Below are 26,539 nucleotides of genomic sequence, written 5' to 3'. Positions count from 1 at the left end.
CCGGAACGCTCACCGCAGCTGCACCGTGATGGCGCCGGTGGTGGTGTTGCAGGTGATCGTCCCGTTCTGGAACGTGCTGCGCCGCCCACCGGGCACGGCCTCCTCGTTGCTGGTCGGCAGCCCCAGCGGCGAGGCCGGCCCACCCAGGGCCAGGTAGCGCTCCAGGATCGCCCCGTGCACCTCCCGGGCGCCGGTGGCCACCGAGGACCAGATCCGCCCACCCTGGAACCGGGCCTCCACCCCCGCCCCACCGGGCAGCGGGATCTCATCACTGGTCGGATACCCCAGGAACCCGCGCTCGGCGCCCATCTGCGACCAGGTGTTGCGCACCCAGCCCCGCACCTGCCACGGCCCGGTCGCCGGCGAGAAGTAGATCGCCGCCCCGCTGGAGAACTCACTGGCGCGCCCGACTCCGTCGGGCAGCACGATCTCGTCGCTGACCGGCACCCCGAACGCCCACGACAGCCCACCCATGGCCGCCCACTTGTCCTCGATCAGCCCGTGCACCTCGAAGGCGCCCTTCTTGGCCGAGGAGTAGATGAGCCCGTTCTCATAGGTCTGGAACACCCCTCCCCCACCCGGTGCCGGCTGCTCGTCCGACGTCGGGTAACCCAGACCGACAGGCCCACCCTTGGCCAGCCACTTGTCCCGGATCCAGCCGTGCACCTCGAAGGCACCGGTCGCCGGTGAGAAATAGATCGACCCGCCCTGGAAGACGCTCACCGACCCACCCCCGGCCACCGCCTTCGGCGCCGCCGTCGGATACCCCAGGAACGACTTGACCCCGCCCATCGCAGTCCACTTCTCCGCCACCGGTCCCACCAGGTCCCATGCACCCGTGGCGGCACTGGACACGATCAGACCGTTGGAGAACTCCCCGATCGCGCCGACGCCGTCACCAGCAGGCGCCTCGGGTCGCACCGGATAACCGACCGCGGCCTTCCCTGCCCCCGACGCCACCCACCGCGCACCGACCCACCCCCACACCGGCTGCGGGCCAGTCGCCGCCGCGGCATGGATCACCCCACCACTGAAGGTGCTGTACGCCCCCCACAGCGACGCAACCTCATCCGAGGTCGGGAAACCCAGCCGCCCCTTCTCCCCACCCAGCTCATCCCACTTCGCCAACACCGAACCATGCACCTCGTGCGCCCCCGTCGACGCCGAGGACGACACCACCCCACCCTGGAACGACTGCCGCACACCCCCCGCCACCGCGACCTCCTCCGACGACGGGAAACCCAGCAGGCCACCCTCCCGACCCAGCACCGACCACCGATCCAGCACCCACCCACGCACCACGAGGGCGGTAGGGGCGGCGCCGGAGGCGTAGACGGTGCCGCCCTGGAACACCTGGTAGGCGCCGCCACCGGCAGCGGGCCGCTCGTCGGAGAGCGGATAGCCCAGGAAACCGATCTCCCGGCTGTTCGTGGACCAGCGGCTGGCGATCCACCCGCGGGTCACGAAGGCCCCGGTGCCGGGCGACCAGTGGACCGCGCCGTAGGTGTACTCCTGGAAGCAGCCACCGCCGCGCAGGCCGCAGTGGATCAGCGACCGCGGCTCGCCGAGGACGCCGGCGGCGCCGCCCCAGCTGGCGTACTTGGCGGCGACGACACCGCCGCCGGGCGACTGGGTGCTGCCGAACCAGTCGGTGTAGTAGAGCCAGAAGTTGCGGTTGCCGTACGCGGAGCAGCCGTCACCGGTGCGGTAGCCCGCCGCCAGCGCGGCGGCGTTGGGCTGGTAGGGCGTGTAGTTGTACAGACCCGCGGTCGCCTGGTTGGCGACGTAGACCGAGCCGGACCCGCAGGCGGCGTCCGGCGACCAGCGGATCTGCTGCGTGATGCCGGCCCGGTAGCCGAAGCGGGAAGCGTTGATCCGGTAGTTCTGGAACTGCCGGGCAGCGTTGTAGACCTGGTAGAAGAACCCCCCGAAGGCCGGGTCGCAGGGGGCGGTGTCCGGGCAGCCGAAGCCGGTCGCCTTCTGGTAGCGGGTGGGCGTGAGCGTCGCCCCCTTGGCGGTGACGAGCGACTGCTCCTTCTGCAGCAGCACCAGCAGGACCCGCGGGTTGACCCCGCAGGCCCAGCCGACCTTGGCGATGATGTCCGCCGCGCTCTCCCAGCCGCCTCCGGGGTAGTGGCCGCAGAAGGCGGTCGCCCCCATCGTCGGGGTGCTCTGCCGGTAATTCCGCAGGCACGGGGTCCCGTCCGGGGCGGGGTAGCAGGCCGGGTTCTTCACGTCCAGGAACGCCTGCACCTCGGGTGCCGACATCGATCCGCCGGCGAAGAACACCTCGTCGGAGATGATGTTGCCCGCGTTGAACTGGCGGGCGTCCGCCGCGGGCTGCAGGTCCACCCGCGGCGCCGGCCCCAGGGGCGCGACGAGCACCGTCGCCAGGGTGAGCAGGGCCAGCGCGAGCGCGACGGGCAGCCGGCCGACGACCCGCTTCACGGCACGTCCACGTCGACGGCGGGCGCCCGGCCGGCCGAGTCCGCGGACTCGTAGGAGAGCACCGCCTCCCACGTGCCCGACGCGAGGTCGGACAGCGGGACGGCCAGGCCGCCGCAGGCGGTGGTGCTCGCGTCGGGGGTCGCGGGGAGCTCCGACGTCCGGGTGGTGCCGTCGCGGGTCAGCGTGAGGGTGCAGGTGCCGCCGTCCTCCCGTACGTCGACGAACCCGGCCGCCTCCACGGCCGAGCCGCGGTCGAGGACGCCGGCGAAGGTCAGCGTCACGGCGACCTCCCGCTCCTCGTTGGGCTCCGGAGTGCCCGACGGGCTGGGCGGCGGATCGGTGGCGACGTCCGTGGGCTCGGCGGAGGGCGGCACCATCGAGGTCGTCGGAGCGGCGGTCGGGCCCGGCTCGTCCTCGCCGCCGGACCCGGTGCAACCGACCAGGAGCACGGTCGCGAGGACCGTGCCGGTCATGGCGCGGGCACCCATCGGGAATCGGTGGCGGGACACGGAACTCTCCTCCTGGACGGTCCTGCTTGCGTGCGCTGCGGGAAGCCGACTGCTCATCGGCGGACGGCCGGCGTCACCGGACCGTGACGGTGATGGCGCCGGTGGTGGTGTTGCAGGTGATCGTCCCGTTCTGGAACGTGCTGCGCCGCCCACCGGGGACGGCCTCCTCGTTGCTGGTCGGCAGCCCCAGCGGCGAGGCCGGCCCACCCAGGGCCAGGTAGCGCTCCAGGATCGCCCCGTGCACCTCCCGGGCGCCGGTGGCCACCGAGGACCAGATCCGCCCACCCTGGAACCGGGCCTCCACCCCCGCCCCACCGGGCAGCGGGACCTCATCACTGGTCGGATACCCCAGGAACCCGCGCTCGGCGCCCATCTGCGACCAGGTGTTGCGCACCCAGCCCCGCACCTGCCACGGCCCGGTCGCCGGCGAGAAGTAGATCGCCGCCCCGCTGGAGAACTCACTGGCGCGCCCGACTCCGTCGGGCAGCACGATCTCGTCGCTGACCGGCACCCCGAACGCCCACGACAGCCCACCCATGGCCGCCCACTTGTCCTCGATCAGCCCGTGCACCTCGAAGGCGCCCTTCTTGGCCGAGGAGTAGATGAGCCCGTTCTCATAGGTCTGGAACACCCCTCCCCCACCCGGTGCCGGCTGCTCGTCCGACGTCGGGTAACCCAGACCGACAGGCCCACCCTTGGCCAGCCACTTGTCCCGGATCCAGCCGTGCACCTCGAAGGCACCGGTCGCCGGTGAGAAATAGATCGACCCGCCCTGGAAGACGCTCACCGACCCACCCCCGGCCACCGCCTTCGGCGCCGCCGTCGGATACCCCAGGAACGACTTGACCCCGCCCATCGCAGTCCACTTCTCCGCCACCGGTCCCACCAGGTCCCATGCACCCGTGGCGGCACTGGACACGATCAGACCGTTGGAGAACTCCCCGATCGCGCCGACGCCGTCACCAGCAGGCGCCTCGGGTCGCACCGGATAACCGACCGCGGCCTTCCCTGCCCCCGACGCCACCCACCGCGCACCGACCCACCCCCACACCGGCTGCGGGCCAGTCGCCGCCGCGGCATGGATCACCCCACCACTGAAGGTGCTGTACGCCCCCCACAGCGACGCAACCTCATCCGAGGTCGGGAAACCCAGCCGCCCCTTCTCCCCACCCAGCTCATCCCACTTCGCCAACACCGAACCATGCACCTCGTGCGCCCCCGTCGACGCCGAGGACGACACCACCCCACCCTGGAACGACTGCCGCACACCCCCCGCCACCGCGACCTCCTCCGACGACGGGAAACCCAGCAGGCCACCCTCCCGACCCAGCACCGACCACCGATCCAGCACCCACCCACGCACCAGGCGCGACCCGGTCCAGGGCGACCAGTAGATGACGCCCCGCTGAAAGCCCGCGTAGTAGCCGGAGTTCGACGAGGGCGTGTGGTCGGTGGTGGGGGCGCCGAGCGCCGCCGGTCCACCGAGGGTCTCGTAGCGGTGCAGGATGTCGCCCCAGAGCGCGCGGGCCCCGGTCTGCGGGGTCCAGTACATCCGCCCGTTGGCGTACTGCTGGACGTGCACGCCGGCGGTGACCCGCTCCGTGCCGACCTGGGCACCCAGCAGGTCGCGCATGCCGGTGTCGACCAGGTACCGGTTCTCGATGGCGGTGCGCGAGGTGGCCACCAGGTGCGCGACCTTCCCGCGGATCTCGTCCATCCGGGCGTAGCCGTACCGGCCCGGGCACGCGGTCGAGCCGACGTCGCGGTGGCCGAAGACGGTCGGCAGGTTGACGCTCGTGCCGGCGGCGTAGCGGGACGTGCCACCTCCGGAGGAGGTCAGGGTCGTCCACCCTGCGGGGTTGATCCCGTGCAGGCTGAACTTCCAGGCGATGACGGCGGACACCGCGTCGACGGTGGCCTGGGGCACGGCCTCGACGTCGTAGTTGCCGAGCATGGAGATGCCGAACGTGCCGGTGTTGAAGCCACCGGCGTGCGCGGCGACCACGGTGCTGTCGAGGCCGCCGGAGCGCCCCTCCCACATGCGGCCGAACCGGTCGACGATGACGTTGTAGCCGATGTCGCCCCAGCCCAGGCGCACCGCGTGGTAGTGGTAGATCGACCGCATGATCCCGGCGACCTGGTCGGCGGAGTAGCCGTTGGCGTCGGCGGTGTGGTGCACCGTGGCGGCCTTCAGCTTCGGCGCGTACGAGGGCGCCCACGTGCGCAGCCGCTCGTCGGCCCCCCACTGGGCGCGGGAGAAGATCGGCGGCATGGCCATGCCGGCACCGGCGGTGTCCAGGCCCTCGGGCGTCCCGAGCGCCGCATCGGCGTGGCTGTGCCCCGGGTCGATGAGGTCCAGCTGCACGTCGGCCGGCTGCGCGCCGGACCGGCTGACCAGCTCGGCCTCCACGCCCGTCGCCGGGCCGGTCCACAGCGGCGAGGTGCCACCGCGGCGCTCGACCCCGGAGTCGGTGCCCGGGGCCTGCTCGGCGTCCTCGGTCGTGAGCGCGGTCCACTCGCCCCACTCGCCGTCGGTGCCCTGCACCCGCAGCTGCACCACGACGTCGGTCACCGCCGGGTCGTAGGCCCACGTCACGCCGACCAGGGCGAACTCGTCGAGACCGGTCTCGCGCACGGTGAGGGCGGGCGCCGCCTCGGTCACCCCCTCGACCGGCTCGCTGGTGCCGGGCTGCACCTCCGCGGCCGGAGCGGGCGCCTCGACCGAGCCCATGGGGACCCCAGCGGCGGACGTCTCGACCGGCGTGGGTTCCGGCGCAGGCTCGGCGTAGACCGGCAGGACGAGCAGCAGGCCGGTCAGGCCGGTGAATGCGAGGGTTCCGGCGAGGGTGCGGCGCACGAGGGTGGTCCTCCGGTGGGGCAGATAGTCCGGCCGACGCCTTGATCGACAGACGCGTGGATCGACTTGTCTCCACCCCTACGTTCGTCCACGGGGACGCCGGAGTTGAGTCGACAGCCCGGACGGAACGGACGACGTCGGCCGCACTCCGGGCCCGGGGGACGAGGTGATGCCCGATGGTGCGCCGCTCCCGGCCGGACCGACAACCCGACGTGTGACGGATGGGTTCGGTGCACATCGGTGGTGCGAATGGGCTGGACGGGTCGCCGGGCCACGCAATCTGCCGTGTCGAGGCCGCTCGGGCCCCTCGGCGGTGGCTAGCGTTGCCAACGCCGACGCACACAGCGTCACATCCTGCTCCTTCCCGGCAGCCTATCGGCAGGGAGAGCACGGCAGGCGTCGCCGACACCAGCTTGAGAGGTCCCCCGTGAGCCGAGACCGGAGAGAGCTCGACCAGCCCAGCGGTCGACCGCTCCCGCCCCGCCTCGACCCCCGCGCCGGCCGGCCGTCCCGCTCCGGGGCCGGCTCCGCCGCCCGCGACGGCGGCGCCCCGTCCTCGGGCGCCCGCCGGTCCGCGCACCTGCTCCGGGCGGTGGGCGCGCTGCTGTCGCTGGTCCTGCTCGTCACCAGCGGCTGGGGTTGGTACCTGGGCCGGGTGGCGTCCGCGACGGTCAACCGGACCGACGCCATCCCCACGTCCGGGAACGACGGGACGACCGGCACGGGCGCGGCGATGAACCTGCTCCTGGTCGGCAGCGACAGCCGGGCGGAGCTCACCGACGAGCAGCTCGTCGCGCTGAACGCCGGCACCGACTCCGGCAGCAACACCGACACGATGATCCTGGTGCACGTGCCCGCCGACGGGTCGAAGGCCTCCTTCGTCTCCTTCCCCCGGGACAGCTACGTCGAGATCCCCGGCTACGGGTGGGACAAGCTCAACGCCGCCTACGCCTACGGGCGGATGGACGCTCCCGACAGCGCCTCGGAGGAGGAGAAGGCCGCCCAGGGCGCCCAGCTCCTCGTGCAGACGATCAGCCAGCTCACCGGGCTGCAGATCGACCACTACGCCGAGGTGGACCTGCTCGGCTTCTTCAACCTGACCTCCGTCGTCGGCGGCGTCGAGGTCAACCTGTGCGAGCCCGTGGACGACCGGCGCTGGTCCGGCGCCGTGTTCCCCGCCGGGGTGCAGACGATCAGCGGCGCCGACGCGCTGAAGTTCGTCCGCCAGCGGCACGGCCTGCCCCGTGGCGACTTCGACCGCATCATCCGGCAGCAGGTCTTCATCGCCGGCGTGCTGCGCAAGATGCTCTCCGACGAGGTCATGCTCGACCTGGGCAAGCAGCGCGAGCTGGTGCAGGCGGCCGCCGAGTCGCTGACGGTCGACCGCAGCCTGGACCTCTTCCAGCTCGCCGAGCAGATGCAGTCGGTCACCGCCGGGAGCATCGAGTTCCAGACCGTGCCCTACATCGGGGACGACAAGGACGACGCCGGCCGCTACATCCTCCGGCTCGAGAAGGAGAGCGCCCTGCACGCCTTCTTCGCCGACCTCTCCGCCGAACCGGAGCCCGAGCCGGCGGGGGCCACGCCCGAGGCGCCCGAGCCGGTCGACCCGGCCCGGATCGACGTCCAGGTGTTCAACGGCTCCGGCACCTCGGGGCTGGCGGGGAAGGCGGCGCAGTCGCTCCAGGCGGCCGGGTTCGTCGTCAGCGGCACGGCGAACGCCGACGCCATGGACTACAAGCAGACCGAGATCCGGCACGCCGCGGGTGACGAGGCGCTCGCCGCCACGGTGGCCGCGACCATCCCCGGCGCCGTCCCCGAGGTCGCTGCCGACGTCCCCGCCGGGGCGGTGCACGTGGTGCTCGGCTCGGACTTCAACGGGGTCGGGCAGGCCGTCACCCCGGCGGCCCCCGCGCCGGTCACCGAGGGCGAGGACGCCCGCACCGCGGACAACACCAGCTGCATCAACTGATCGGCGCCGCCGGCCGCCACCGCACCGGTCGGCAGCCCGCCCGATCAGCGGCCACTGGATCAGCACCGCACTGGATCAGCACTGCACCCGGCGACGGCCGTGGACGCCCCGGCGTCCACGGCCGTCGCCGTCCGCATGCCCGGGCGGTGCCAGGAGGGCGGTTCCGGCGGCACGGTCCGACGGCGGCACGGGCTCCACATCCGGGTACCGACCGGCCGCGCGCCCGCGTCAGCCGGGAGCCGACCGGCAGCGCCCACCGATCAGTGACGCGGGCCGACCGACGGCGCGCGGCATCCCAGCCCGCCGCTGTCCGCCCCGTGGAGCGGCAGAGGTCAGCGGGTGAAGACCCCGACGCCCACCGTGACCGCCCACAGGGCCGCCAGCAGCAGCAGCACGCGGTCGCCGAGGACGATCTCCTCGGGAGCGCCGGCGGCGCCCTTGTCGACGTCGACGGCGTAGCGCAGGATCCCGAGCACGAACGGCCCGATGGAGATCGCCGCCCAGGGCACGCCGTCCTGCTCCTGGCCGAGCTCGAAGGCCCACAGGCTGTACGCGGTGCAGGCGACGCCGGCCGACAGGCTCCACACGAACCGCAGGTAGCTCGCCGAGTACTCCTGGAGGGTGCGGCGGGTGGCCGCGGCGTCCCCCATCACGATGAGCTCCGAGTACCGCTTGCCGGCGACCATGAACAGCGAGCCGAACGCCGCGACCAGCAGGAACCACTGGGACAGCGGCAGCCCGGCCGCGACGCCGCCGGCGATGCCGCGGAGCAGGAAGCCCGAGGCCACGACGGCGAGGTCGATGACCGGCTGGTTCTTGAGGAAGAACGAGTAGCACAGCGAGATGACCACGTAGCTGCCGATGACCCCGGCCAGGGCCGGGCGGGTCAGCAGGACAGCCGCCGTCACCGACCCGACGAGCAGGACCACGCCCATGACCACGGCCAGCGGGATGGGCACGACGCCGGCGGGGATGGCGCGGAAGCGCTTGCGGGGATGCCGGCGGTCCTCCTCCATGTCACGGAGGTCGTTGACCACGTAGACGCCCGAGGACGCCAGGCAGAACAGCACGAAGGCGATGGCGGTGGGGCCCAGCACGTCCGGGTCGAAGATGGCCCCGGCGGCCAGCGGGGCGGCCAGCACCAGGAAGTTCTTCACCCACTGCCGCGGGCGCAGCGCCCGCACGATGCCCCAGGAGAGGCTGCCGCGGAACCCCGGGAGCCGCGGGGCGAGCTCGACCACCGGTAGGGACGGCTGGGTCGCGGGCCCGGTCACGGCCGGGCTCGCCGGCTTGGCGCCGGTGCCCTGCCCGGTCGAGCTGCTCACTGCTGTCCCCTCTCCCTCGCGCGGCGCGCCAGCGTCCGCACGGTCACCGCCGACAGCCCGCCGATGGCGGCCCCCGCGGCGACGTCACTCGGATAGTGCACGCCCAGCAGGACGCGCGAGACCAGCATGGCCCCCAGCGCGGTCCCCATGACCGGGCGGCCGATCAGCGGGCCGAACCCCACTGCGGCGGCCGCGGTGGAGCAGCTGTGCGCGCTCGGGAAGGAGAGCTTCCCGGCCGTCCGCGCCAGGGCGGGCAGGTCGGTGAACGCCGGGCGTTGCCGGCGGACGACCCGCTTGACCACGACACCGGCGGCGTGCCCGGCGAACACGCCGACGCTGGCCTGCGCCCACTCCGCCCGCCGGGAGCCGCGCAGGTAGCCCACCGCCCCCAGCGCGAGCCAGCCCGCGGCGTGCTCGCCGAACAGGGAGAGCCCCTTGGCCACCGGCACCGCCGGGGTGTGCCCCAGCCGTCGCCGGGTCGCGCGCAGCAGCTGCTCGTCGAGTCGGGTGAGACGCGTCAGCGGGCCCTCGGTCATCGGGAGCCCACTCTAGCCGCGGGGGGACCGGCCGCCGCACGCCGAACGCCACCAGCACCACCCGACACTCTGGACACCGGCCTTCCGGGCACTGGCAGTCTGGACGCGTGGCCCCGTCGCTCCCCGCCCTCCCCGCCTCCCTGCTCGCCGCGGCTCTCGCCCGCTCCGCCGCCACCCCGCTGCTGACGTCCTACGACGACGCGACCGGGGAGCGCGTGGAGCTGTCGGCGACCACCCTCGCGAACTGGGTGGCTAAGACGGCCAACCTGCTGCAGGAGGAGCTCGACGTCGGCCCGGGGAGCGCCGTCGCGGTCGCCCTCCCGGTGCACTGGCAGACCGCGGCCGTCCTGCTCGGCGTCTGGAGCTGCGGCGCCGCGGTCCTGGACACGGCGGTGGAGGACGAGGGCCGGGCGGCCGAGGCCGACGTCGTCCTGGCCGACCAGGAGCGGCTGCCGTCGCTGGAGGACCTGGACGGACCCGAGCTGTTCGGCTTCTCGCTGCACCCGCTGGGCTCGGGCATGACCGGGTACGCCGGCCGGGCCCGCGACTTCGCCCTCGAGGTGCGCGGGCAGGCGGACGTCTTCACGCCGTACGAGCCGGCCGATCCCGCCGGGCCCGGGCTCCGGGCCGGCGGCGTGGAGCTGACCCTGGAGGGCCTGGTCGGGGCAGCCGAGGCGCTGGCCGGCCGGCTCGGCATCGGTGCCGGCGACCGCGTGCTGGTCGACGACGGCACGGCGGCCGAGGCCGGCCCGGTCGCCTGGCTGCTGGCGCCGCTCGCCGCGGGCGCGTCGGTGGTGCTCTGCCGCCGTCCCGACGGCGCCGCCCTCGCCCGGCGGGCGGCGACCGAGCGGGTCACCGCCACCCTCGGCCCGCACGTCGACGGCGTGCGCGCGCTCGGCCGCGGGTGACCGCGGCCGAGCGCGCGGCTCAGCCCTCGCCGTAGGGCCAGCGCGCCTCGTCGGGGCCCTGCCAGCCCCACCGGGTCTCCGTGGTCTCCCGCACCTCGTAGGCGGCGTCCGGGTAGGGCGCCACCACGCGGAAGACCTGCAGGGTCGTGATCCCGGGCCAGTCGGGCCACCAGCCGCCGACCTGCGTCACCGACGAGTTGCGCAGCGTCGGGGCGAACAGGCCACCGCGGCCCAGCTGCCAGGTGGCGTCGCCGAGGCCGTCGACCCCCTGACCGCCCCACATGACCGCGTACTCCATCGGCTCGGTGATGCCGTTGGTGATGTCCAGCTGCCGCTGGCAGGGGAACAGGAACGAGAACTGCCAGGCGGTCGCCACGGCGGCGTCCTCGGGCAGGTACCGGTCCAGCCGCTCCACCGGCACGACCGACGGCCCGGTGGTGGCCAGCCAGCCCGGGCTGCCCGTCGTACCGTCCCGGGCGACCAGGCGGACGGCGTCGGCGTCGGGTGCGACGCCGAGGTCGAGGGACCGGGCCCGCCAGACGGCCGACTGCGTGTCGTCCCGGAGGCCCGCGCTCGCGAGGACCTCGAACCCGCCGGCCTGCTGCCGGCCGTACTCCACGGTCAGCTCGTTGCCCGCCTCGTCGAGCTTGCCGGCCACCAGCACGGCGACCCGCTCGTCCGCGCCGACGTCACTCGGCAGCTCGTACCAGGGAGTGGTGAACTCCCCGACGGCCGATCCGTCGACGTCGCCGTCCAGGCTGCCCCAGACGTCGGTGGCCGGCCCCGTGCCGGGCTCCACCGGCGGGGGGCTCGCGGGGTAGAAGCCGCTCCCGGGGGCGAACACCTCGCCGGTCCGGTCGCCGGTGCCCGGCACGGCCGGCAACGGGGTGGCGGCCTCGACGTCCAGGACCTCGACGGCCTTGGTCGGCCCGCAGGTGCTGCCCAGCGGGTCGCTGATCGCGTCCCCCCAGGGCGAGTAGGTGTCCTGCGTGGTCGCGGCCGCGTAGGCGAAGCTGCCGAACAGGAAGGTGACCGAGAGCCCGAGGAAGATCGCGGCCACGATCGGCACCGCGGTCAGCCAGGGCCGGCGCCGCGGCAGACCGGCCCGGCGGCCGACCAGCCGCACGAGGCCGACGACCACGGCGGCCCCCAGGAGCCAGACCACCAGGCTGTCGAACGGCAGCACCGACAGGTGCGGGCGCTGCCACGACTGCGGCACGCCCTGCAGCCAGGAGTAGGCCCAGCTGTTGGGGCCGTGGAAGCTCAGCGCCGCGACGACGGCGACCGTCCCGAGGGCCGGCACGGCCAGGGGCCAGCCGGTGCGCAGACCGCCCGGCACCGCGCGGGCGAGCACCGGCAGGGAGACCAGGAACAGCGCCAGGAACGCCGGGCCCAGGCCGGAGAGCGCGCCGAAGTGGTGCGTCCACTTGCTCGGGGTGATCCACAGCAGCAGGAACGCCAGCGCGAGGCTGGAGGCGGCCATCAGCAGCTGCGGGCTCACGCCGCGGCGGGAACGGGAGACCGCGGCCAGGACGGCGAACCAGACCAGCGAGGCCAGACCCAGCAGGACCGCCGCGCGCTTGGCGTAGTTGCCCATCGGGTCCTGGGCGAAGAGGAAGGCGTAGCGCTGGTACTCGTCGAACCAGCTGTTCTGCGCCTGGATCGACAGGAAGATCTGCTGGCCGCGCAGGAAGTCGTTGAGCGAGCCGTCGCCGAACGCGGCGATCGCGGCGACCGCCCCGGGCGCCACCACCGCCAGGCCGCGGATCCCGGCGCGGGCCGCAGGCACGCCGTCCCGGATCAGCCGGACCGCGGCCGGCGCGCCCGCGAGCAACGGCGCGAGGGACACGAAGCCGGTCGGGTGGGAGACGACACCCAGCGCGGCGACCACCACGGCCAGGCCGAGGCGCGGCAGGCTGCCCCGGCGGATCGCCGAGGACATCAGGAGCAGGACCGCGGCGGCCGCGAAGCCGACGAGGGCCTCCGGGCGGACCCCCACGCCGAAGGGCATCCACCAGGCCAGGAAGGCCACCCCGAGCACCACGGCCAGCGAGGTCCGCCCCCGCGCCGAGCGCTCCAGCACGGCGGGCAGCGCACCGGGCTGGCTGGTGAAGCGGCGCAGCGCCAGCCAGGTCAGCAGCCCGGTCACCAGCGAGGGCACCCGCAGCATCGCCGGGCTGCTGCCGACCAGGCCCTCCCACACGCCCAGGGCGCGGTAGAACCAGGTGAAGGGCGTGAAGTTCTGGTTGAGCAGCTGGTAGTAGTTGCCGACCATGCCCTCGTCGGCCGCGCTGCGGGCCATCGCCGCGTAGTAGCCGTCGTCGTCGGACATCGGCGCCAGGAACATCCAGACGAGCATCACCAGCGGCACGACGACGTCGACCGGGCCGAACCGGCGCCCGCGGCGGGCGGCCGGGGCCGCGCCACGGCGCCGGGTGCGGTGCTCGGCCACCAGGAAGGCGAAGGACACCGCCGCGCCGACCACCAGCAGGCCCATGAGCAGCCACTTGAGCAGCGAGGGCGTCGTGGCGAACTGGTCGTCGACGGCGAGCTCGACCGCCAGCAGCTCGCCGTCGGCCGGCGAGAGGTCGGTGAGCGAGGTGGCCAGCACGTCGACGGCCGGCAGCAGCGCGTCGGGGGCGCTGCCCACCACGTCGCCGTCCCGGGTCACGGTCAGCCCCGCCGCGTCCCCGGTGACGCGGTACACGCAGTCGCCGGCGACGGGCGCGCCGTCGACGAGGGTCCGGTCGTTCGCCCGGATCGTCAGCCCGTCCTCCCCGGCACGGGCGAGCAGGCCCTGACCGCCACTGCTCGGCTGCCCGGGGACGACGGTGGCGAGGATCACACCGTCGTCGGTCCCACCCGCCACACGCGCCGCAGCGCAGCTGAACGAGGCGTCGATCCGGAGGGGGGTCTGGGCGGTCAGCTGCAGCATCGTGGAGGTGGGCGCGGCCGGGTCCTGCGGCCAGCTGACCACCGGCTGGCTCATCGACACCGGCGCGACCGGCAGCAGCACCGCGCAGACCACGGCCAGCAGGCCCGCCACCAGCGCGATCAGGGACCACCGGCGGCCCGCACCGGCCTGCGGCGCGGCCGAGGTGGACCCGCCCGTCGGGGGACGGACGGTGACCGCTTGCGACACTGGAACTCCTCGCCGTTCTGACAGTTCTGTCCGCAACAGTGAACACCGGCTCCCCCGGCGGGTCACGGCTCCGCGAACCAGGCCGCGTCCCCGGACGGGGCGCGCGCGGCGGTTACCGTGCCAGCGTGCAGCGATCCCAGGCCGGCGCCGCCGGAGCCGGCGACCCGGCGCCGGCCGTCCGCGGGGCCGCCCCCGCGCTCGGCTGGGTGGCCCTGTGCATCGTCGGCTCCGGTGTCCTCACCTACGTGTACCTGGCCCTGGTCGCCCGCGCCGTGCCCACGGCCGACTACGGCTGGTTCGGGTCGTACTGGTCCCTCGCCCTGCTGGTCGGCTTCGGCGCCTTCCTGCCGGTGGAGCTGGAGCTGGCCCGCCTGCTGCACCGGCGTCCGCCCGGCGCGCGGCTGCCCCGCGGCACGGTGGCCACGCTGGCCCTCCTGGCGGCATGCGGGGCGGTGGCGCTGCTGGCCGCGGCCGGCGAGCTGGTGCCCTCCCTCGGCGGCCACGTCGGCTTCCTCCTGGCCCTGCTCGCCGTCTGCGCGCTGTCGGCCGGCCAGTTCCTGCTCCGCGGCCTGCTGCTCGGCGCCGACCGGCTCGGCACGCACGGCACGGTCCTGCTGCTGGACTCGGGCGTGCGCGTCGTCCTCGCCGTGCTGCTGACCGTCTTCGTCCCCTCGGCGGACGGCGCCGCCTACGCGTGGACGCTGGTCGGCGGGATGGCCCTCGCCCACCTGCCGCTGCTGGCCTGGGTGCTGGTCCGCCGCCGGAGGTCCGCCCCGCCTCCGGTCCCGCCCGAGGAGGACCCCCCGGCCCGCGCCTTCGCCGGGGCCGTCGGGCACCTGCTGGTGGGCTCGCTGTGCGCCCAGGCGCTGCTCAACGCCGCGCCGATCCTGGCCACCGCCCTCGCCGCGGAGGGTCAGGCGCAGGTCGCCGCCCGGTTCATCGCCTCCTACACGCTGGTGCGGCTGCCGCTGTTCGTGGCGGTGCCGCTGCAGAGCGCGCTCATCCCCGTGCTGACCCGGCTCCAGGCGACGCCCGGCGGCGATGCGGCGCTGCGCCGCCTGGCGGTGCGCGGGCTGGCCGCGGTGACCGTGCTGGCCGGTGTCGCCGCGCTCGCCGGGTATCTCCTGGGGCCCTGGGTGGTCGCCCTCGTGTTCGGTGAGCGCTACGCGCTCACCGGCCCGGAGATCGGCCTGCTGGCCGCCGGCGGGGTCCTGCACCTCGGGCTGCTGGTGGGCAGCCAGGCGCTGGTCGCCTCCGGCCGGCACCGGGCGGTCGCCACGGTGTGGGCCGGCGGCCTGGCCGTGGCCGGCGTCCTCATCGTGCTGGTGCCCGACCTCGTCCTGCGGCTGGCGTCGGCCTTCACCGTCGGCTCCGGCGTCGGGCTGCTCCTCACCGTCCTCTTCCTCGTCCACGCCACGCGCGCAACGGCCGCCCCGGCGGCCGAACCCGCCGTCCCGACCCCCGGGAGTGCCCGATGACCGGCACCTACGACGTCCTGATCGGCCTCAACTACTACGCGCCCTACGTCAGCGGGCTGACCAACGTCGCCCGCGACGTCGCCGTCGGGCTGGTGGAGCGGGGGCACCGGGTCAAGGTCGTCACCAGCCGGCACGACCCGGAGCTGCCGCCGCACGAGACGCTCGACGGGGTCGACGTGGAGCGCACACCGGTGGTCGCCCGGTTCGGCAAGGGCGTCATCAGCCCCACGCTCGTCACCCGGACGGTCGCGGCCAGCCGGACGGCGCGGGTGACCAACCTGCACCTGCCGATGCTCGAGGCCGGGGTGATCGCCGGGGCGTGCGCCTCCCCCGTCGTGGTCACCTACCACTGCGACGTCAGCCTGCCGCCCGGTGCCCTGAACGCCGTCCAGCGGGTCGCCGTCGACGCCTCCAGCCGGCGGGCGCTGCGCAAGGCCGCCGCCGTGGTCGTGACCAGCGACGACTACGCCCGGCACAGCCGGCTCTGGCCGGCGATGGAGGGCCGGACGGTCGCCATCCCGCCGTCGTGCCACCAGCGCCCGGCGGGCACGCCGCGGTTCCGCGACGGGGACGGCCTGCACGTGGGCTTCCTCGGCCGGATCGTCGAGGAGAAGGGGCTGCAGTTCCTGGTCCGCGGCTTCCAGGAGTTCGCCGCCCCGGACAGCCGGCTGGTCATCGGCGGCGACTTCGCCAACGTCGCCGGCGGCTCGGTCGTCGACGAGATCCGCGGCCTCGTGGACGGCGACCCGCGGATCCGGATGCTGGGGTTCCTGCCGGACGAGGACATCGCCGACTTCTACGCCTCGCTCGACGTGTTCGCCCTGCCGTCGATCAACGCCTTCGAGGCCTTCGGCATCGTGCAGGTCGAGGCGATGATGACCGGCGTCCCGGCGCTGGCCAGCGACCTGCCCGGCGTGCGGACGCCGGTGCAGGAGACGGGCTTCGGCGTGGTGGTGCGCCGGCGCGACGCCTCGGCGATCGCCGAGGGGCTGCGCGGGCTGGCCGCCGCGCCGCCGGACCGGGCGGCCGGGGCGCGCAAGGCCCAGGAGCGGTACGGGCTCGCGACCGTCCTGGACGCCTACGAGGAGCTGCTGGAGCGCACCGCCCGCTGAGGGCCGCCGGTCAGCGCAGCAGCGAGCGGGCGATGACCATCCGCTGCACCTGGTTGGTGCCCTCGTAGATCTGGGTGATCTTGGCGTCGCGCATCATGCGCTCGACCGGGAAGTCCTGGGTGTACCCGGCACCGCCGAAGAGCTGGACGGCGTCGGTGGTCACCTGCATGGCGACATCGGAGGCGAAGGCCTTGGCCGAGGCGGAGACGCGGGTGACGTCGGGTCGCCCCTGCTCCCCCGCCGCGGCGGCGACGTAGACCAGGTGCCGGGCGGCCTCGATCCTCATCTCCATGTCGGCGAGCATGAACTGCACGCCCTGGAACGAGCCGATGCTCGTCCCGAACTGCTTCCGGTCCTTGACGTAGGCGACCGCCGCGTCGAGCGCGCCCTGGGCGACGCCGACCGCCTGGGCGCCGATCGTCGGCCGGGTGAAGTCCAGCGTCCGCAGCGCCGTCTTGAAGCCGGTGCCGGGTGCGCCGACGATCCGGTCGGCCGGGATCGTGCAGCCGGTGAAGTAGAGCTCGCAGGTGGGCGAGCCCTTGATGCCCATCTTGCGTTCCTTGGGGCCGACCGCGAAGCCGGGGTCGTCGCGGTGGACGGCGAACGCGGAGATGCCGTTGGCCCCCTTCTCGGGGTCGGTGACGGCCATGACCGTGTACCACTCGGAGATCCCGGCGTTGGTGATCCACGCCTTCGTGCCGTCGAGCACCCAGCTGTCGCCCTCGAGGCGGGCGCGGGTCTTCATCGCGGCGGCGTCGGAGCCGGCCTCGCGCTCGGAGAGCCCGTAGCTGATCATCGCGTTCCCGGCCGCGATCGAGGGCAGCACCTGCTGCTTCACGTCCTCGGACGCCGACAGGATGATCGGCATCGAGCCCAGCTTGTTGACGGCGGGGATGAGCGAGGCGCTCACGTCGACCCGCGCGATCTCCTCGATGACGATGCAGGTGGCGATGGCGTCCGCGCCCTCGCCGCCGTAGGTCTCGGGGATGTGGGTGGCGTGGAAGCCCGCCGCGGTGAGCGCCTTCTGCGCCTCGACCGGGAAGCGCGACTCGGCGTCGACCTCCGCGGCGTAGGGGGCGATCTCCCGCTCGGCGATGTCGCGGACCGCCGCCCGGATCGCCTCGTGCTCCTCGGTCAACGCGTACAGCCCGGTGTTCGTACCCACGCTGCGATCGTAGGACGTCCGATTACCGGTCGGTAGCGAGGCGCTCCTGGAGGGTGAGGTCACGGGCCACGACGCTCTCGGCGAGCTCGGCCTGGAAGCGCTCCACCCGCTCGCGCAGCGCGGCGTCGCCGGCCGCGAGGACGCGGACGGCGAGCAGCCCGGCGTTGCGCCCCCCGCCGATGCCGACCGTCGCCACCGGCACCCCGGCCGGCATCTGCACGATCGACAGCAGGCTGTCCAGCCCGTCGAGCCGGTCGAGCGGCCGCGGGACGCCGATGACCGGGAGCGGCGTGGCCGCGGCGACCATGCCCGGCAGGTGCGCCGCTCCCCCGGCCCCGGCGACGATCACCCGCAGCCCGCGCCCCGCCGCGGACTCGGCGTAGTCGAGCATCCGGCGCGGGGTGCGGTGGGCGGAGACGACGTGCGCCTCGTAGCCGACGCCGAACTCGTCGAGCGCCTCGGCGGCCGGCTGCATCATCGGCCAGTCGGAGTCACTGCCCATGACGATGCCGACGATCGGACTGCGCTCGCTCACGACGGGCTCCTCAGTGCTCGGTCTCGAAGGCGAACGCGGGGTCGACGACGCCGTCGGCCAGGTACCGGGCGGCGGCTCCCGCCCGGGCCCGCACGTCGGCCAGGTCGTCCCCGAGCGCCGTGACGTGGCCGAGCTTGCGGCCGCGGCGCTGGGTCTTGCCGTACCAGTGCACCTTCACGTCGGGCCAGTGCGCCATGAGGTGGTGCATCCGCTCGTCGAGGGGCGCGCCGGCCCAGTCCGGCTCCGCCGCGGCCCCGCCGAGGACGTTGGCCATCACCACCACCGACGCGGTCATCGCGGTGGACCCCAGCGGGTAGTCGAGGACGGCGCGCAGGTGCTGCTCGAACTGGCTGGTGCGCGCGCCCTCGATCGTCCAGTGCCCGGAGTTGTGCGGCCGCATCGCCAGCTCGTTGACCTGCACGCCGTCCGCCGTCTGGAACAGCTCCACGGCGAGCATGCCGACGACGCCGAGGGAGTCCGCGATGCGGACGGCGAGCTCCTGCGCGGCGGTGGCCAGCTCGTCGGGCAGCCCGGGCGCGGGCGCGACCACCTCGGCGCACACGCCGTCGCGCTGCACGGTCTCCACCACCGGCCAGACGGCGACCTGGCCGAACGGCGACCGGGCCACCTGCGCCGAGAGCTCGCGGACCATCGCGACGCGCTCCTCGGCCAGCAGCGTGCCGTGCCGCTCGAGCAGCCCGGCCGCCTCCCCGGCGTCCCGGACGACGAAGACGCCCTTCCCGTCGTAGCCGCCGCGGGGGGTCTTGAGCACCACCGGCCAGCCGTGCTCCCCGGCGAACCGGGTGACGTCGGCGGCCGTGGCGACCTCCGCCCACGCCGGCTGGGGCTCCCCCGCCGCCGCGAGCGCCCGCCGGAGGACGAGCTTGTCCTGGGCGTGCACCAGCGCCCGCGGGCCCGGGGCGACCCGGGTACCGGCCGCCTCGAGCGCCGCCAGGTGCTCGGTCGGCACGTGCTCGTGGTCGAACGTGACCACCGTGGCGCCGTCCGCGAGGTCGCGGAGGGCGGCGAGGTCGTCGTGGGCGCCGATCCGCACGTCGGCCGCCACCAGCGCGGCGGACTCGTCGGGGCCGGCGGAGAGCACCCGCAGCGACTGGCCGAGCGCGATCGCCGCCTGGTGGGTCATCCGGGCGAGCTGACCGCCCCCGACCATGGCGACCACGGGGAGTCCCGTACCTGGGTGCAGAGCTGCGGCCACGCGCCGAGGCTAGCCGGGGCGGCCCGGCGCCTGACCGGTGCACCGGCGGCGCGCTCCGTACAGTGCTGGCGTGGGGTTCCTCGCGCGGCTGCGCCGACTCGTGCGCGACGGGGAGCGCCGGCTGATCAAGGAGCTCGGCGCCTTCGGGATCGTCGGCATCGTGTGCTTCGTGGTCGATCTGGGCCTCTTCCAGCTGCTCTACGCGCAGGCCGGCCTCGGGGCCGTCACGGCCAAGCTGGTCGCCGGCCTGGTGTCGACGACGCTGGCCTTCCTCGGCCACCGGTTCTGGTCCTTCGCCGCGCGCGCCCGCACCGGGCTGCGCCGGGAGTACTCGCGGTTCGTGCTGGTCAACGCCAGCACCCTGCTGCTGAGCGTCGCGGTCGTCGCGGTCGTCCGCTACCCGCTGGGGCAGGAGTCGCCGCTGGTCCTGCAGGTGGCCAACGTCGGGGCGATCGCGGCCGGGACCCTGATCCGCTGGCTGGTGTACCGGCGCTGGGTCTTCCCCGCCCGGGAGACCGCCGCACCGGCCCCGCGGGTGGAGGCCACGACGGGGCAGCTGTGACAGCGGCGACGGCAGCGACCCCTGAGCAGGCGTTGCCCTCGCGGAGGGCTGCCGGCGACCGGGGCTCGGTTACCGTCGGGCGGTGTCGCAGATCGCGGAGCAACGGCGGGATCTCATCCGGTCCCTCACCGTCTCCTACGCCCGGGACCCCGCGGTCCGTTCCGTCGCCGTCGTCGGCAACAAGCCGCTCCAGCCGGACCCGGCCCGCGCGGCGGTGATCGACGGCTGCGACCTCGTGGTGCGGGTCAACGGCTTCCGGCTCGACGACCGGCCCGGCGAGTGCACCTACGGGCAGCGCGCGGACGTCGTCTTCTTCAACCGGGCCCTGCGGGCCACGCCGTGGTTCTTCGCCGGCTACCAGGACCGCCTCCACCTCATGGTGGAGCCCGGCCGGCTGCACTGGGAGCCGGACCTGGTCCCCTCCTGGTGGCCGGCCGACCTCGGCCAGCTGCACGTGGACAACGACGACCTGACCCTGCCGCTGTCGGCCGACCTGGGGCTGGACTCCCGCAGCGAGGGCCTGTGGTCGACGACCGGGACGATGGCCGCCTGGTGGGCCCGCAACACGTTCCCGGACGCCCGCCTGGAACTCGCCGGCTACTCGTTCGTCGACGACCCGGAGCAGACCCGGTGGGACCACGCCTCCGGTGACGACTGCATCGTGGGTCCGGAGCACCGCATCGCGCTGGAGGGCGAGCTGTTCCGCCGCTGGATCGCCGCCGGCCGCACCCGGCTCTGGTCCTGACGCCTTCCGCACGTCCCGGGCCCGCGCCGGGGACGGCACCACCGACTTGGAGGAGCACCCCGTGAGCTTCCGCACGAAACTGACCCTGCGGATCAACCGCTCCATCGCCTGGCGCGTCGACGAGCTCCTCGCGGAGCTCCGCGGCGACGTGGCCGGCCTCCGGCACCAGATCGACGAGGTCGCCGACCAGCTGCGGCACCGCGGCGCGCAGCTCGACGATCTGTCCCGGCGCCTCGACGAGGTGCAGCGGGAGTCCTCCTGGTCGGCCAACGAGCTGGCCCGCCTGGCGCCGCAGGCCGCCGCCTTCGAGGCCCGGCTCGAGCAGCGGGCCCGGCCGGTGGTCCTCACCGGCGGGCTCGAGGACCTGCCCGAGGCCCGGCTGCTCGTCGACGTCGTCCGCGAGGAGCACGCCCGCGTGCGGGCCCGCCTGTCCCTCGTCTCGGCCTACGAGGAGCGGCTGCGCCGGCTCGAGCAGCGCCCCGCCCCCGTCGCCGCCCCGTGAGCGACGTCGGCCGGCTGCTGGACGGCGGCGCCCCCTGGATCATCGCCGAGCTGTCGGCCAACCACGACGGCAGCCTCCAGCGGGCCCTCGACACGATCGACGCCATCGCCGCCACCGGCGCCCAGACGGTGAAGTTCCAGACCTACCGGGCCGAGTCCATGACGGTCGACTCCGACCGGCCGCCGTTCCGGATCAGCGACGACCACGGGCTCTGGGGCGGGCGCCGGCTGTTCGACCTGTACCGGGAGGCGGGCACGCCCTACGAGTGGCACGCGCAGCTGTTCGCGCACGCCCGGGACCGCGGGCTCGTGCCCTTCTCCAGCCCGTTCGACGCCGGAGCCGTCGAGCTGCTCGAGGGCCTGGACTGCTCGATCTACAAGATCGCGTCCGCGGAGCTGGTCGACCTGCCGCTGATCCGGCTCGTCGCCTCGACCGGCAAGCCGGTGGTGCTCTCGACCGGGATGGCGACGCTGGCCGAGGTGGAGGCCGCGCTCTCGGCCGCCCGCGGCGCCGGGGCGACCGAGCTGGTGCTGCTCAGCTGTACCGCGGCCTACCCCGCCGACCCCGCGCAGAGCCACCTGGCCAACATCGCCGTCCTCCGGGAGGCGTTCGGCGTGCCGGTGGGGCTGTCCGACCACACCCCGGGCATCGGCGTCCCGGTCGCGGCCGTCGCGCTCGGCGCGGTGGCCGTGGAGAAGCACGTGACGCTCGGGCGCGACGGCGGTGGCGTGGACTCCGCCTTCTCCCTGGAGCCCGCGGAGCTGGCCGACCTGGTGCGCGAGTGCACGGCCGCGCGCGCCGCGGTCGCGACCGGCCCGCGGTTCGGCGTCCGGCCCGGTGAGGAGGAGACGGCGCGGCTGCGCCGTTCCCTCTGGGTGGTGGCCGACGTGGCCGCGGGCGACGTCGTCGGCCCGGAGACGGTGCGGGCGCTGCGGCCCGGTGGCGGGCTGCCGCCGGCCCGGTGGGACGACGTGGTGGGCCGGACGTTCGCCCGTCCGGTGGCCGCCGGCACGCCGCTCGGCTGGGACGCGCTGGGCGCCGCCGGCGCCTGAGCACCCGCGGCTCAGGCGGCGAAGAACCCGCGGACCAGCTCGCAGACCCGGTCGACGTCGTCGTCGGTCAGCCCCACGAACAGCGGCAGCGAGATCTCCTCGCGGTACCACTGCTCGGCGACGGGGCACTCGCCGCGGCGGTACCCCAGGTCGGCGAAGGCCGGGTGCCAGTGCGCCGGGATGTAGTTGACCTGCACCCCGATGCCCGCCGCCCGCAGGTGCTCGAACAGCGCCCGCCGGACCTCCGCCGGGACGCGGGCCGGGTACAGGTGCCAGGCGACCTGCGCGTCGTCCGGCCGCGCGGGCGTGCGGACCTCCGCCACGTCGGCGAGCGCGGCGTCGTAGCGGGCGCTGATCTCGGCCCGCCGCGCGACGAAGCCGGCCAGGCGGGCGAGCTGGCTGGAGCCCAGGGCGCACAGGACGTCGGGCAGCCGGTAGTTCAGGCCGAAGGCGTGCACCTCCTGGTGCCACGGTCCCTCGTCGGGCCAGCGCTGCTCGCCGCGGTCGCGGACCAGGCCGTGGTTGCGGAAGCTCGCGGCCCGGGCGAACAGCTCCGGCGAGGTGCTCACCACCGCGCCACCCTCGGCGGTGGTGAGGTTCTTGGTCGCGAAGAAGCTCAGCGTGGTGAGGTCGGCGAGCGACCCGACCGGGCGGCCCCGCCACACGGTGCCGATCGAGTGAGCAGCGTCCTCCAGCAGCAGCGCCCCCGCCCGGTCGGCGACGGCGCGCAGGGCGTCCATGTCCGCGGGCAGGCCGGCGTAGTCGACGGAGGTGACCACGGTGGTCCGGTCGGTCACCGCCGCGGCGGCCGCCGCGGGGTCCAGGCACCCGGTCCGCTCGTCGACGTCGGCGAACACCACCCGGGCGCCCAGCAGCGCGGCCGTGGCCGCGGTGGCGACGAAGGTCAGCGGGGAGGTGAGGACCTCCTGGCCCGGGCCGACGCCGGCGGCAGCGTACGCCGTGTGCAGGGCGGCGGTCCCGGAGGTGACCGCCACCGCCGGGTGCCCGCCGGTCCAGCCGGCCAGGTCGGCCTCGAAGCGGGCGACCGCCGGCCCCGTCGACAGGTAGTCGCCGCTGACCGCCGCGGCGACCGCGGCGACGTCGGACTCGTCGACCGACTGGCGGGCGTAGGGCAGCACCTGGTCAGTCCAGCTCGGCGAGCAGCGACCGGAGCCCGGGCACGTCGAGCAGCAGGTCGTTGGTGTCCGAGCGGTAGGCGAAGCCGTCGGGCATCTGCTCCCCGACCGGCGGCGTGTACCCCCAGCCGGCCAGGTACGGGGTGATCACGTACCGGTCGCCGGTCAGCACGGTCCGCCGCGAGTCGTCCGCCGCGATCATCTCCTCGTGAAGCTTCTCCCCCGGCCGGATGCCCACCTCGTAGGTCTCCGCGCCGGGGGCGATCGCCTCCACCAGGTCGACCAGCTTGGTGCTCGGGATGCGGGGCACGTAGAGCTCGCCGCCGGCCATCGTGTCCAGGGAGGAGACGACGAAGTCGACCGCCTGGGGCAGGGTGATCCAGAACCGCGTCATGCGCCGGTCGGTGATCGGCAGCGGCTTGCCCTCCTCCGCCAGCCGGCGGAACAGCGGGATGACGCTGCCCCGGCTGCCCATGACGTTGCCGTACCGCACGACGCTGAACCGGGTGTCCTGGTGGGCGGCGTAGTGGTTGGCCGAGATGAACAGCCGGTCGGCGCAGAGCTTGGTCGCGCCGTACAGGTTGATCGGGCTGGAGGCCTTGTCGGTGGAGAGCGCCACCACCTTGCGCACCCCGGTGTCGATCGCCGCCTCGACCACGTTCTCCGAGCCGTTGACGTTCGTCCGGATGTACTCGACGGGGTTGTACTCGGCGGTGTCGACCTGCTTGAGCGCCGCGGCGTGCACCACGTAGTCGACCCCGTGCATCGCCCGGCGGAGCCGCTCGCGGTCCCGGATGTCGCCGATGAACCAGCGCAGCCGCTCGTCGTCGGCGAACTGCGCCCGCATGTCGGACTGCTTCAGCTCGTCCCGGCTGAAGATGACGATCCGGGTCGCACCGAGCTCGAGCGCCCGGTGCACGAACGCCTTCCCGAAGGACCCGGTGCCCCCCGTGACGAAGACGGACGCGCCGTCCAGCGAGGTGGGGCCGGTCAGGTGGGTCACGTACTGCTCCTCGTGTCGGTCGAGCCGTCGCGATGGTGTCACAGCGGCGGCGACATCTCCCGGCTCGGGCAGGATGGGCGGCATGCGCGTGGTTGCCGTCGTCCAGGCCCGGATGGGCTCCACCCGGCTGCCCGGCAAGGTGCTGCGCCCGCTCGCCGGGCGGCCGGTCCTGTCCTGGGTCGTACGGGCGGCGCGGGCGAGCGCCGGGGTGGACGACGTGGTGGTCGCGACCACCGTCCTGCCGGAGGACGACGTCGTCGCCGAGGCGGCTCGGGCCGCGGGCGCCCGGGTCGTCCGGGGGGACGCCGACGACGTGCTGTCCCGCTACCTCGGGGCGCTCGACGAGCACCCGGCCGACGCGGTGGTCCGGCTGACGGCCGACTGCCCGCTGCTGGACCCCGCGCTCGTCGCGATGGTCGTCTCCGCCTGGCGGGCCGCCCCGGACGGCGTCGACTACCTGGCCACCACGCTGCACCGCACGCTGCCGCGCGGGCTGGACGTCGAGCTGATCACGGCCGGCGCGCTGCGCCGGGCCGGCCAGGAGGCGACCGGGCACGACCGCGCGCACGTCACCTCGCACGTCTGGAGCCGGCCGGAGGCCTTCGCGCTGGCCGGGCTCGTGGTGGCGCCGGCCGCGGCCGATCTGCGGATCACCCTGGACACCGCGGAGGACGCCGCCCTGCTGGACGCGCTGGTCGCCGAGACCGGCGACCGGGCGCCCGGGTGGCGGGAGCTCGTCGCCCTCCTCCGCTCACGGCCGGAGCTGGCCGCCCTCAACGCCTCCGTCGTGCAGAAGTCGCTGGAGGAGGGGTGACCGACCGGCCGCTGGCACTGCTCCGCTGCGACGCGGTCCCCGCGGGCGGCGTCGGTCACCTGGTGCGCTGCCTGGCGGTCGCCGAGGCCGCCGTGGCGGCGGGCTGGCGGCCCGCGCTCGTCGGTGACTTCCGCGCCCCGCTGGCCGAGGAGCTGGTCGCCCGCAGCGGGCTGGAGGTGCTCGGCGGGGCGGAGGCACCGCTGGACCGGCTGGCCGGACGGACCGGCGCCCGGGTCGTGCACGTGGACCACTACGCGACGACCGCCCCCGCCCCCGGCGATCCGGGCTCGGGTGCCCCGGTCGTCAGCGCCGTCCAGGACGGCCGGCACGGGCGCCGCCCGGCCCACGTGGTCCTCGACGCGTCCTCGACCGGCGACGTGAGCGCGGCCGTGGTGCAGCCGGCCCGGGTGCGGCTGACCGGACCGGGGCAGGCGCTGGTGCGCGCGGCGGTGTCCGCCGCGGCCGGCCGCCGCCGGGCCGACGGCGCGGCCCAGGACCGGGTCCTGGTGACCGCCGGGGGCACCGACGCCGCCGGCATCGTGGCCGCGCTGACCGAGATCGTGGCCGGCGCCGTGGCAGCGGCGGGGCTGCCGGCCGAGGTCCTCGTGCTCGACCCGGCTGCGGGCACCGGCCCCTCCCCCGCCGGCCCGCCCGGCGTGCGGCGGCGCCCTCCGGGACCGGACCTCGTCGAGCTGGCCGCGGACTCCTGCCTCGTCGTGACCGCCGGCGGCACGACCACCAGCGAGCTGGCCGTGATCGGGGTGCCGATGGCGGTGGTGCAGGCGGTGGGCAACCAGGAGGAGACCTACCGGCGGCTGGTCGGCGCGGGCGCGGCGCTGGGCCTGGGGCAGGCGGCCGACCTGCGACGGGACCACGACCGGCTCGTCGGTGAGCTGGCCGAGGTCCTGCGCGACCGGGACCGCCGCGAGGGCCTCGCCGCGGCCGCCGCCGGCCAGATCGACGGGCGGGGGGCCGAGCGCCTGGTCCGGGCCTGGGAGCGGGTCGCGAGCGGTGCGGTGCAGCCCGCCGAGCAGGGGTGGTCGGTGGTCGCGGCCGGGCCGGCGGACAGCGACCTCCTCCTCGCCTGGCGCAACGACGCCGAGACGCGGGCGCAGTCGCTGGACCGCCGTCCGGTGGCGGCCGACGCCCACGCCCGCTGGCTGGCCGGCGTGCTCGGCGACCCGGACCGGTTGCTGCTGGTCGTCCGCCGGGGCGGCAGCGCGATGGGGACGGTCCGGTTCGACCGCCTGGCCGACGACCGGTGGGAGGCGTCGATCACCGTCGCGCCGGAGGCCCGCGGGGCCGGCGTGGGGCGGACCGTCCTGGGCTGCGGCGAGGAGTTCCTCGCCGCCCGGTTACCGGCCGCCGTCCATCTGACCGCCCGCGTCCGGGCGGGCAACGCCGCCTCCCGGCGGCTGTTCGCCGGGTGTGGCTACCGGCCCGCCCCCGCGGCACCGTCCGACGTGCTCGCCCTCGGCAAGCGGCTGGAGCCCTGAGCCACCGCGCGTCCCGCGCTCCGACC

Annotated in this window: 21 protein-coding genes; 10 read left to right on the top strand and 11 right to left on the bottom strand. The window is 74.9% G+C overall.

Going from position 1 to position 26,539, the window contains the following annotated elements:
• Window positions 1-9: 9 nt before the first annotated feature.
• From BD833_RS04550 to BD833_RS04540, 3 genes are all read right to left on the bottom strand, one after another.
• Complete coding sequence (locus BD833_RS04550; RefSeq protein ID WP_166531924.1) at window positions 10-2,448, bottom strand: hypothetical protein; 2,439 nt, start codon at window positions 2,446-2,448, stop codon at window positions 10-12.
• The gene (locus BD833_RS04545; protein WP_166531923.1) at window positions 2,445-2,957 is read right to left on the bottom strand and encodes a hypothetical protein; all 513 of its coding nucleotides are present in this window, start codon (window positions 2,955-2,957) and stop codon (window positions 2,445-2,447) included. Before BD833_RS04545 ends, BD833_RS04550 begins: the two co-directional genes overlap by 4 nt.
• Before the next feature lie 73 nt (window positions 2,958-3,030).
• Entirely contained in the window at window positions 3,031-5,814 is a 2,784-nt protein-coding gene (locus BD833_RS04540) for an N-acetylmuramoyl-L-alanine amidase (protein ID WP_166531922.1), read from the bottom strand.
• A gap of 427 nt (window positions 5,815-6,241) precedes the next feature.
• Here BD833_RS04540 and BD833_RS04535 point away from each other — a divergent pair, with 427 nt between their 5' ends.
• On the top strand, window positions 6,242-7,786 hold the full coding sequence (locus BD833_RS04535) for an LCP family protein (protein WP_243737439.1): 1,545 nt from the start codon (window positions 6,242-6,244) through the stop codon (window positions 7,784-7,786).
• A 332-nt stretch (window positions 7,787-8,118) separates the two neighbouring features.
• Here BD833_RS04535 and BD833_RS04530 read toward each other — a convergent pair whose 3' ends face one another.
• Together BD833_RS04530 and BD833_RS04525 are read right to left on the bottom strand one after the other, a co-directional pair.
• Window positions 8,119-9,111 (bottom strand): decaprenyl-phosphate phosphoribosyltransferase, encoded by a 993-nt coding sequence (locus BD833_RS04530; protein ID WP_208092327.1) that lies wholly within the window; start codon window positions 9,109-9,111, stop codon window positions 8,119-8,121.
• Window positions 9,108-9,647, bottom strand: a complete 540-nt coding sequence (locus BD833_RS04525; protein ID WP_166531920.1) for a phosphatase PAP2 family protein — start codon at window positions 9,645-9,647, stop codon at window positions 9,108-9,110. Before BD833_RS04525 ends, BD833_RS04530 begins: the two co-directional genes overlap by 4 nt.
• 107 nt (window positions 9,648-9,754) lie before the next feature.
• Here BD833_RS04525 and BD833_RS04520 point away from each other — a divergent pair, with 107 nt between their 5' ends.
• Window positions 9,755-10,555 (top strand): TIGR03089 family protein, encoded by an 801-nt coding sequence (locus BD833_RS04520; protein ID WP_166531919.1) that lies wholly within the window; start codon window positions 9,755-9,757, stop codon window positions 10,553-10,555.
• Between the two features lie 19 nt (window positions 10,556-10,574).
• Here BD833_RS04520 and BD833_RS04515 read toward each other — a convergent pair whose 3' ends face one another.
• Complete coding sequence (locus BD833_RS04515; protein WP_166531918.1) at window positions 10,575-13,697, bottom strand: arabinosyltransferase domain-containing protein; 3,123 nt, start codon at window positions 13,695-13,697, stop codon at window positions 10,575-10,577.
• Window positions 13,698-13,822: 125 nt separating this feature from the next.
• On the opposite strand from BD833_RS04515, the gene BD833_RS04510 reads away from it, so the two are divergent.
• Window positions 13,823-15,175: a lipopolysaccharide biosynthesis protein gene (locus tag BD833_RS04510; protein WP_166531917.1), complete on the top strand. Its 1,353-nt coding sequence runs from the start codon at window positions 13,823-13,825 to the stop codon at window positions 15,173-15,175.
• Window positions 15,172-16,287 (top strand): glycosyltransferase family 4 protein, encoded by a 1,116-nt coding sequence (locus BD833_RS04505; protein ID WP_166531916.1) that lies wholly within the window; start codon window positions 15,172-15,174, stop codon window positions 16,285-16,287. The genes BD833_RS04510 and BD833_RS04505 overlap by 4 nt, the downstream gene beginning before the upstream one ends.
• A gap of 10 nt (window positions 16,288-16,297) precedes the next feature.
• Here BD833_RS04505 and BD833_RS04500 read toward each other — a convergent pair whose 3' ends face one another.
• From BD833_RS04500 to BD833_RS04490, 3 genes are read right to left on the bottom strand one after another with little or no spacing between them, the layout of a single operon-like run.
• Complete coding sequence (locus tag BD833_RS04500) at window positions 16,298-17,452, bottom strand: acyl-CoA dehydrogenase family protein (protein ID WP_166531915.1); 1,155 nt, start codon at window positions 17,450-17,452, stop codon at window positions 16,298-16,300.
• Window positions 17,453-17,474: 22 nt separating this feature from the next.
• Window positions 17,475-17,987, bottom strand: coding sequence for a 5-(carboxyamino)imidazole ribonucleotide mutase (purE, locus tag BD833_RS04495; RefSeq protein ID WP_166531914.1), 513 nt, complete (start codon window positions 17,985-17,987; stop codon window positions 17,475-17,477).
• Window positions 17,988-17,997: 10 nt separating this feature from the next.
• A complete protein-coding gene (locus BD833_RS04490; protein WP_243737438.1) occupies window positions 17,998-19,203 on the bottom strand; it encodes a 5-(carboxyamino)imidazole ribonucleotide synthase in 1,206 nt (401 codons plus the stop codon).
• Between the two features lie 70 nt (window positions 19,204-19,273).
• On the opposite strand from BD833_RS04490, the gene BD833_RS04485 reads away from it, so the two are divergent.
• The 4 genes from BD833_RS04485 (at window position 19,274) to pseI (ending at window position 22,064) form a co-directional block, all read left to right on the top strand.
• Window positions 19,274-19,765, top strand: coding sequence for a GtrA family protein (locus BD833_RS04485; protein ID WP_243737437.1), 492 nt, complete (start codon window positions 19,274-19,276; stop codon window positions 19,763-19,765).
• An 82-nt stretch (window positions 19,766-19,847) separates the two neighbouring features.
• Window positions 19,848-20,510: a hypothetical protein gene (locus BD833_RS04480; protein ID WP_208092326.1), complete on the top strand. Its 663-nt coding sequence runs from the start codon at window positions 19,848-19,850 to the stop codon at window positions 20,508-20,510.
• Window positions 20,511-20,571: 61 nt separating this feature from the next.
• Window positions 20,572-21,012 carry a hypothetical protein gene (locus BD833_RS04475; protein WP_166531913.1) on the top strand — a complete coding sequence of 147 codons (441 nt, stop codon included), beginning with the start codon at window positions 20,572-20,574 and terminating at the stop codon, window positions 21,010-21,012.
• Entirely contained in the window at window positions 21,009-22,064 is a 1,056-nt protein-coding gene (gene pseI / locus BD833_RS04470; RefSeq protein ID WP_166531912.1) for a pseudaminic acid synthase, read from the top strand. Before BD833_RS04475 ends, pseI begins: the two co-directional genes overlap by 4 nt.
• Window positions 22,065-22,075: 11 nt before the next feature.
• Here pseI and BD833_RS04465 read toward each other — a convergent pair whose 3' ends face one another.
• Both BD833_RS04465 and pseB read right to left on the bottom strand, forming a co-directional pair.
• Window positions 22,076-23,203 (bottom strand): DegT/DnrJ/EryC1/StrS family aminotransferase, encoded by a 1,128-nt coding sequence (locus BD833_RS04465; protein ID WP_166531911.1) that lies wholly within the window; start codon window positions 23,201-23,203, stop codon window positions 22,076-22,078.
• A gap of 4 nt (window positions 23,204-23,207) precedes the next feature.
• Entirely contained in the window at window positions 23,208-24,203 is a 996-nt protein-coding gene (pseB, locus tag BD833_RS04460) for a UDP-N-acetylglucosamine 4,6-dehydratase (inverting) (RefSeq protein ID WP_208092325.1), read from the bottom strand.
• Between the two features lie 82 nt (window positions 24,204-24,285).
• On the opposite strand from pseB, the gene BD833_RS04455 reads away from it, so the two are divergent.
• Window positions 24,286-25,017, top strand: coding sequence for a cytidylyltransferase domain-containing protein (locus BD833_RS04455; protein ID WP_166531909.1), 732 nt, complete (start codon window positions 24,286-24,288; stop codon window positions 25,015-25,017).
• Window positions 25,014-26,513, top strand: coding sequence for a bifunctional UDP-2,4-diacetamido-2,4,6-trideoxy-beta-L-altropyranose hydrolase/GNAT family N-acetyltransferase (locus BD833_RS04450; RefSeq protein WP_166531908.1), 1,500 nt, complete (start codon window positions 25,014-25,016; stop codon window positions 26,511-26,513). The genes BD833_RS04455 and BD833_RS04450 overlap by 4 nt, the downstream gene beginning before the upstream one ends.
• Window positions 26,514-26,539 lie beyond the last annotated feature (26 nt).

Origin of the sequence: Blastococcus xanthinilyticus (genome assembly GCF_008124835.1) — a bacterium.
Classification (GTDB): domain Bacteria; phylum Actinomycetota; class Actinomycetes; order Mycobacteriales; family Geodermatophilaceae; genus Blastococcus; species Blastococcus xanthinilyticus.
The sequence above is the reverse complement of the archived record's forward strand: the minus strand, read 5'-3'. Positions and strand labels throughout refer to the sequence as shown.

Coding starts and splice junctions, on each gene's coding strand:
- BD833_RS04525 (WP_166531920.1), bottom strand. CDS start 9,647: ATGACCGAGGGCCCGCTGACGCGTCTCACCCGACTCGACGAGCAGCTG.
- BD833_RS04455 (WP_166531909.1), top strand. CDS start 24,286: ATGCGCGTGGTTGCCGTCGTCCAGGCCCGGATGGGCTCCACCCGGCTG.
- BD833_RS04505 (WP_166531916.1), top strand. CDS start 15,172: ATGACCGGCACCTACGACGTCCTGATCGGCCTCAACTACTACGCGCCC.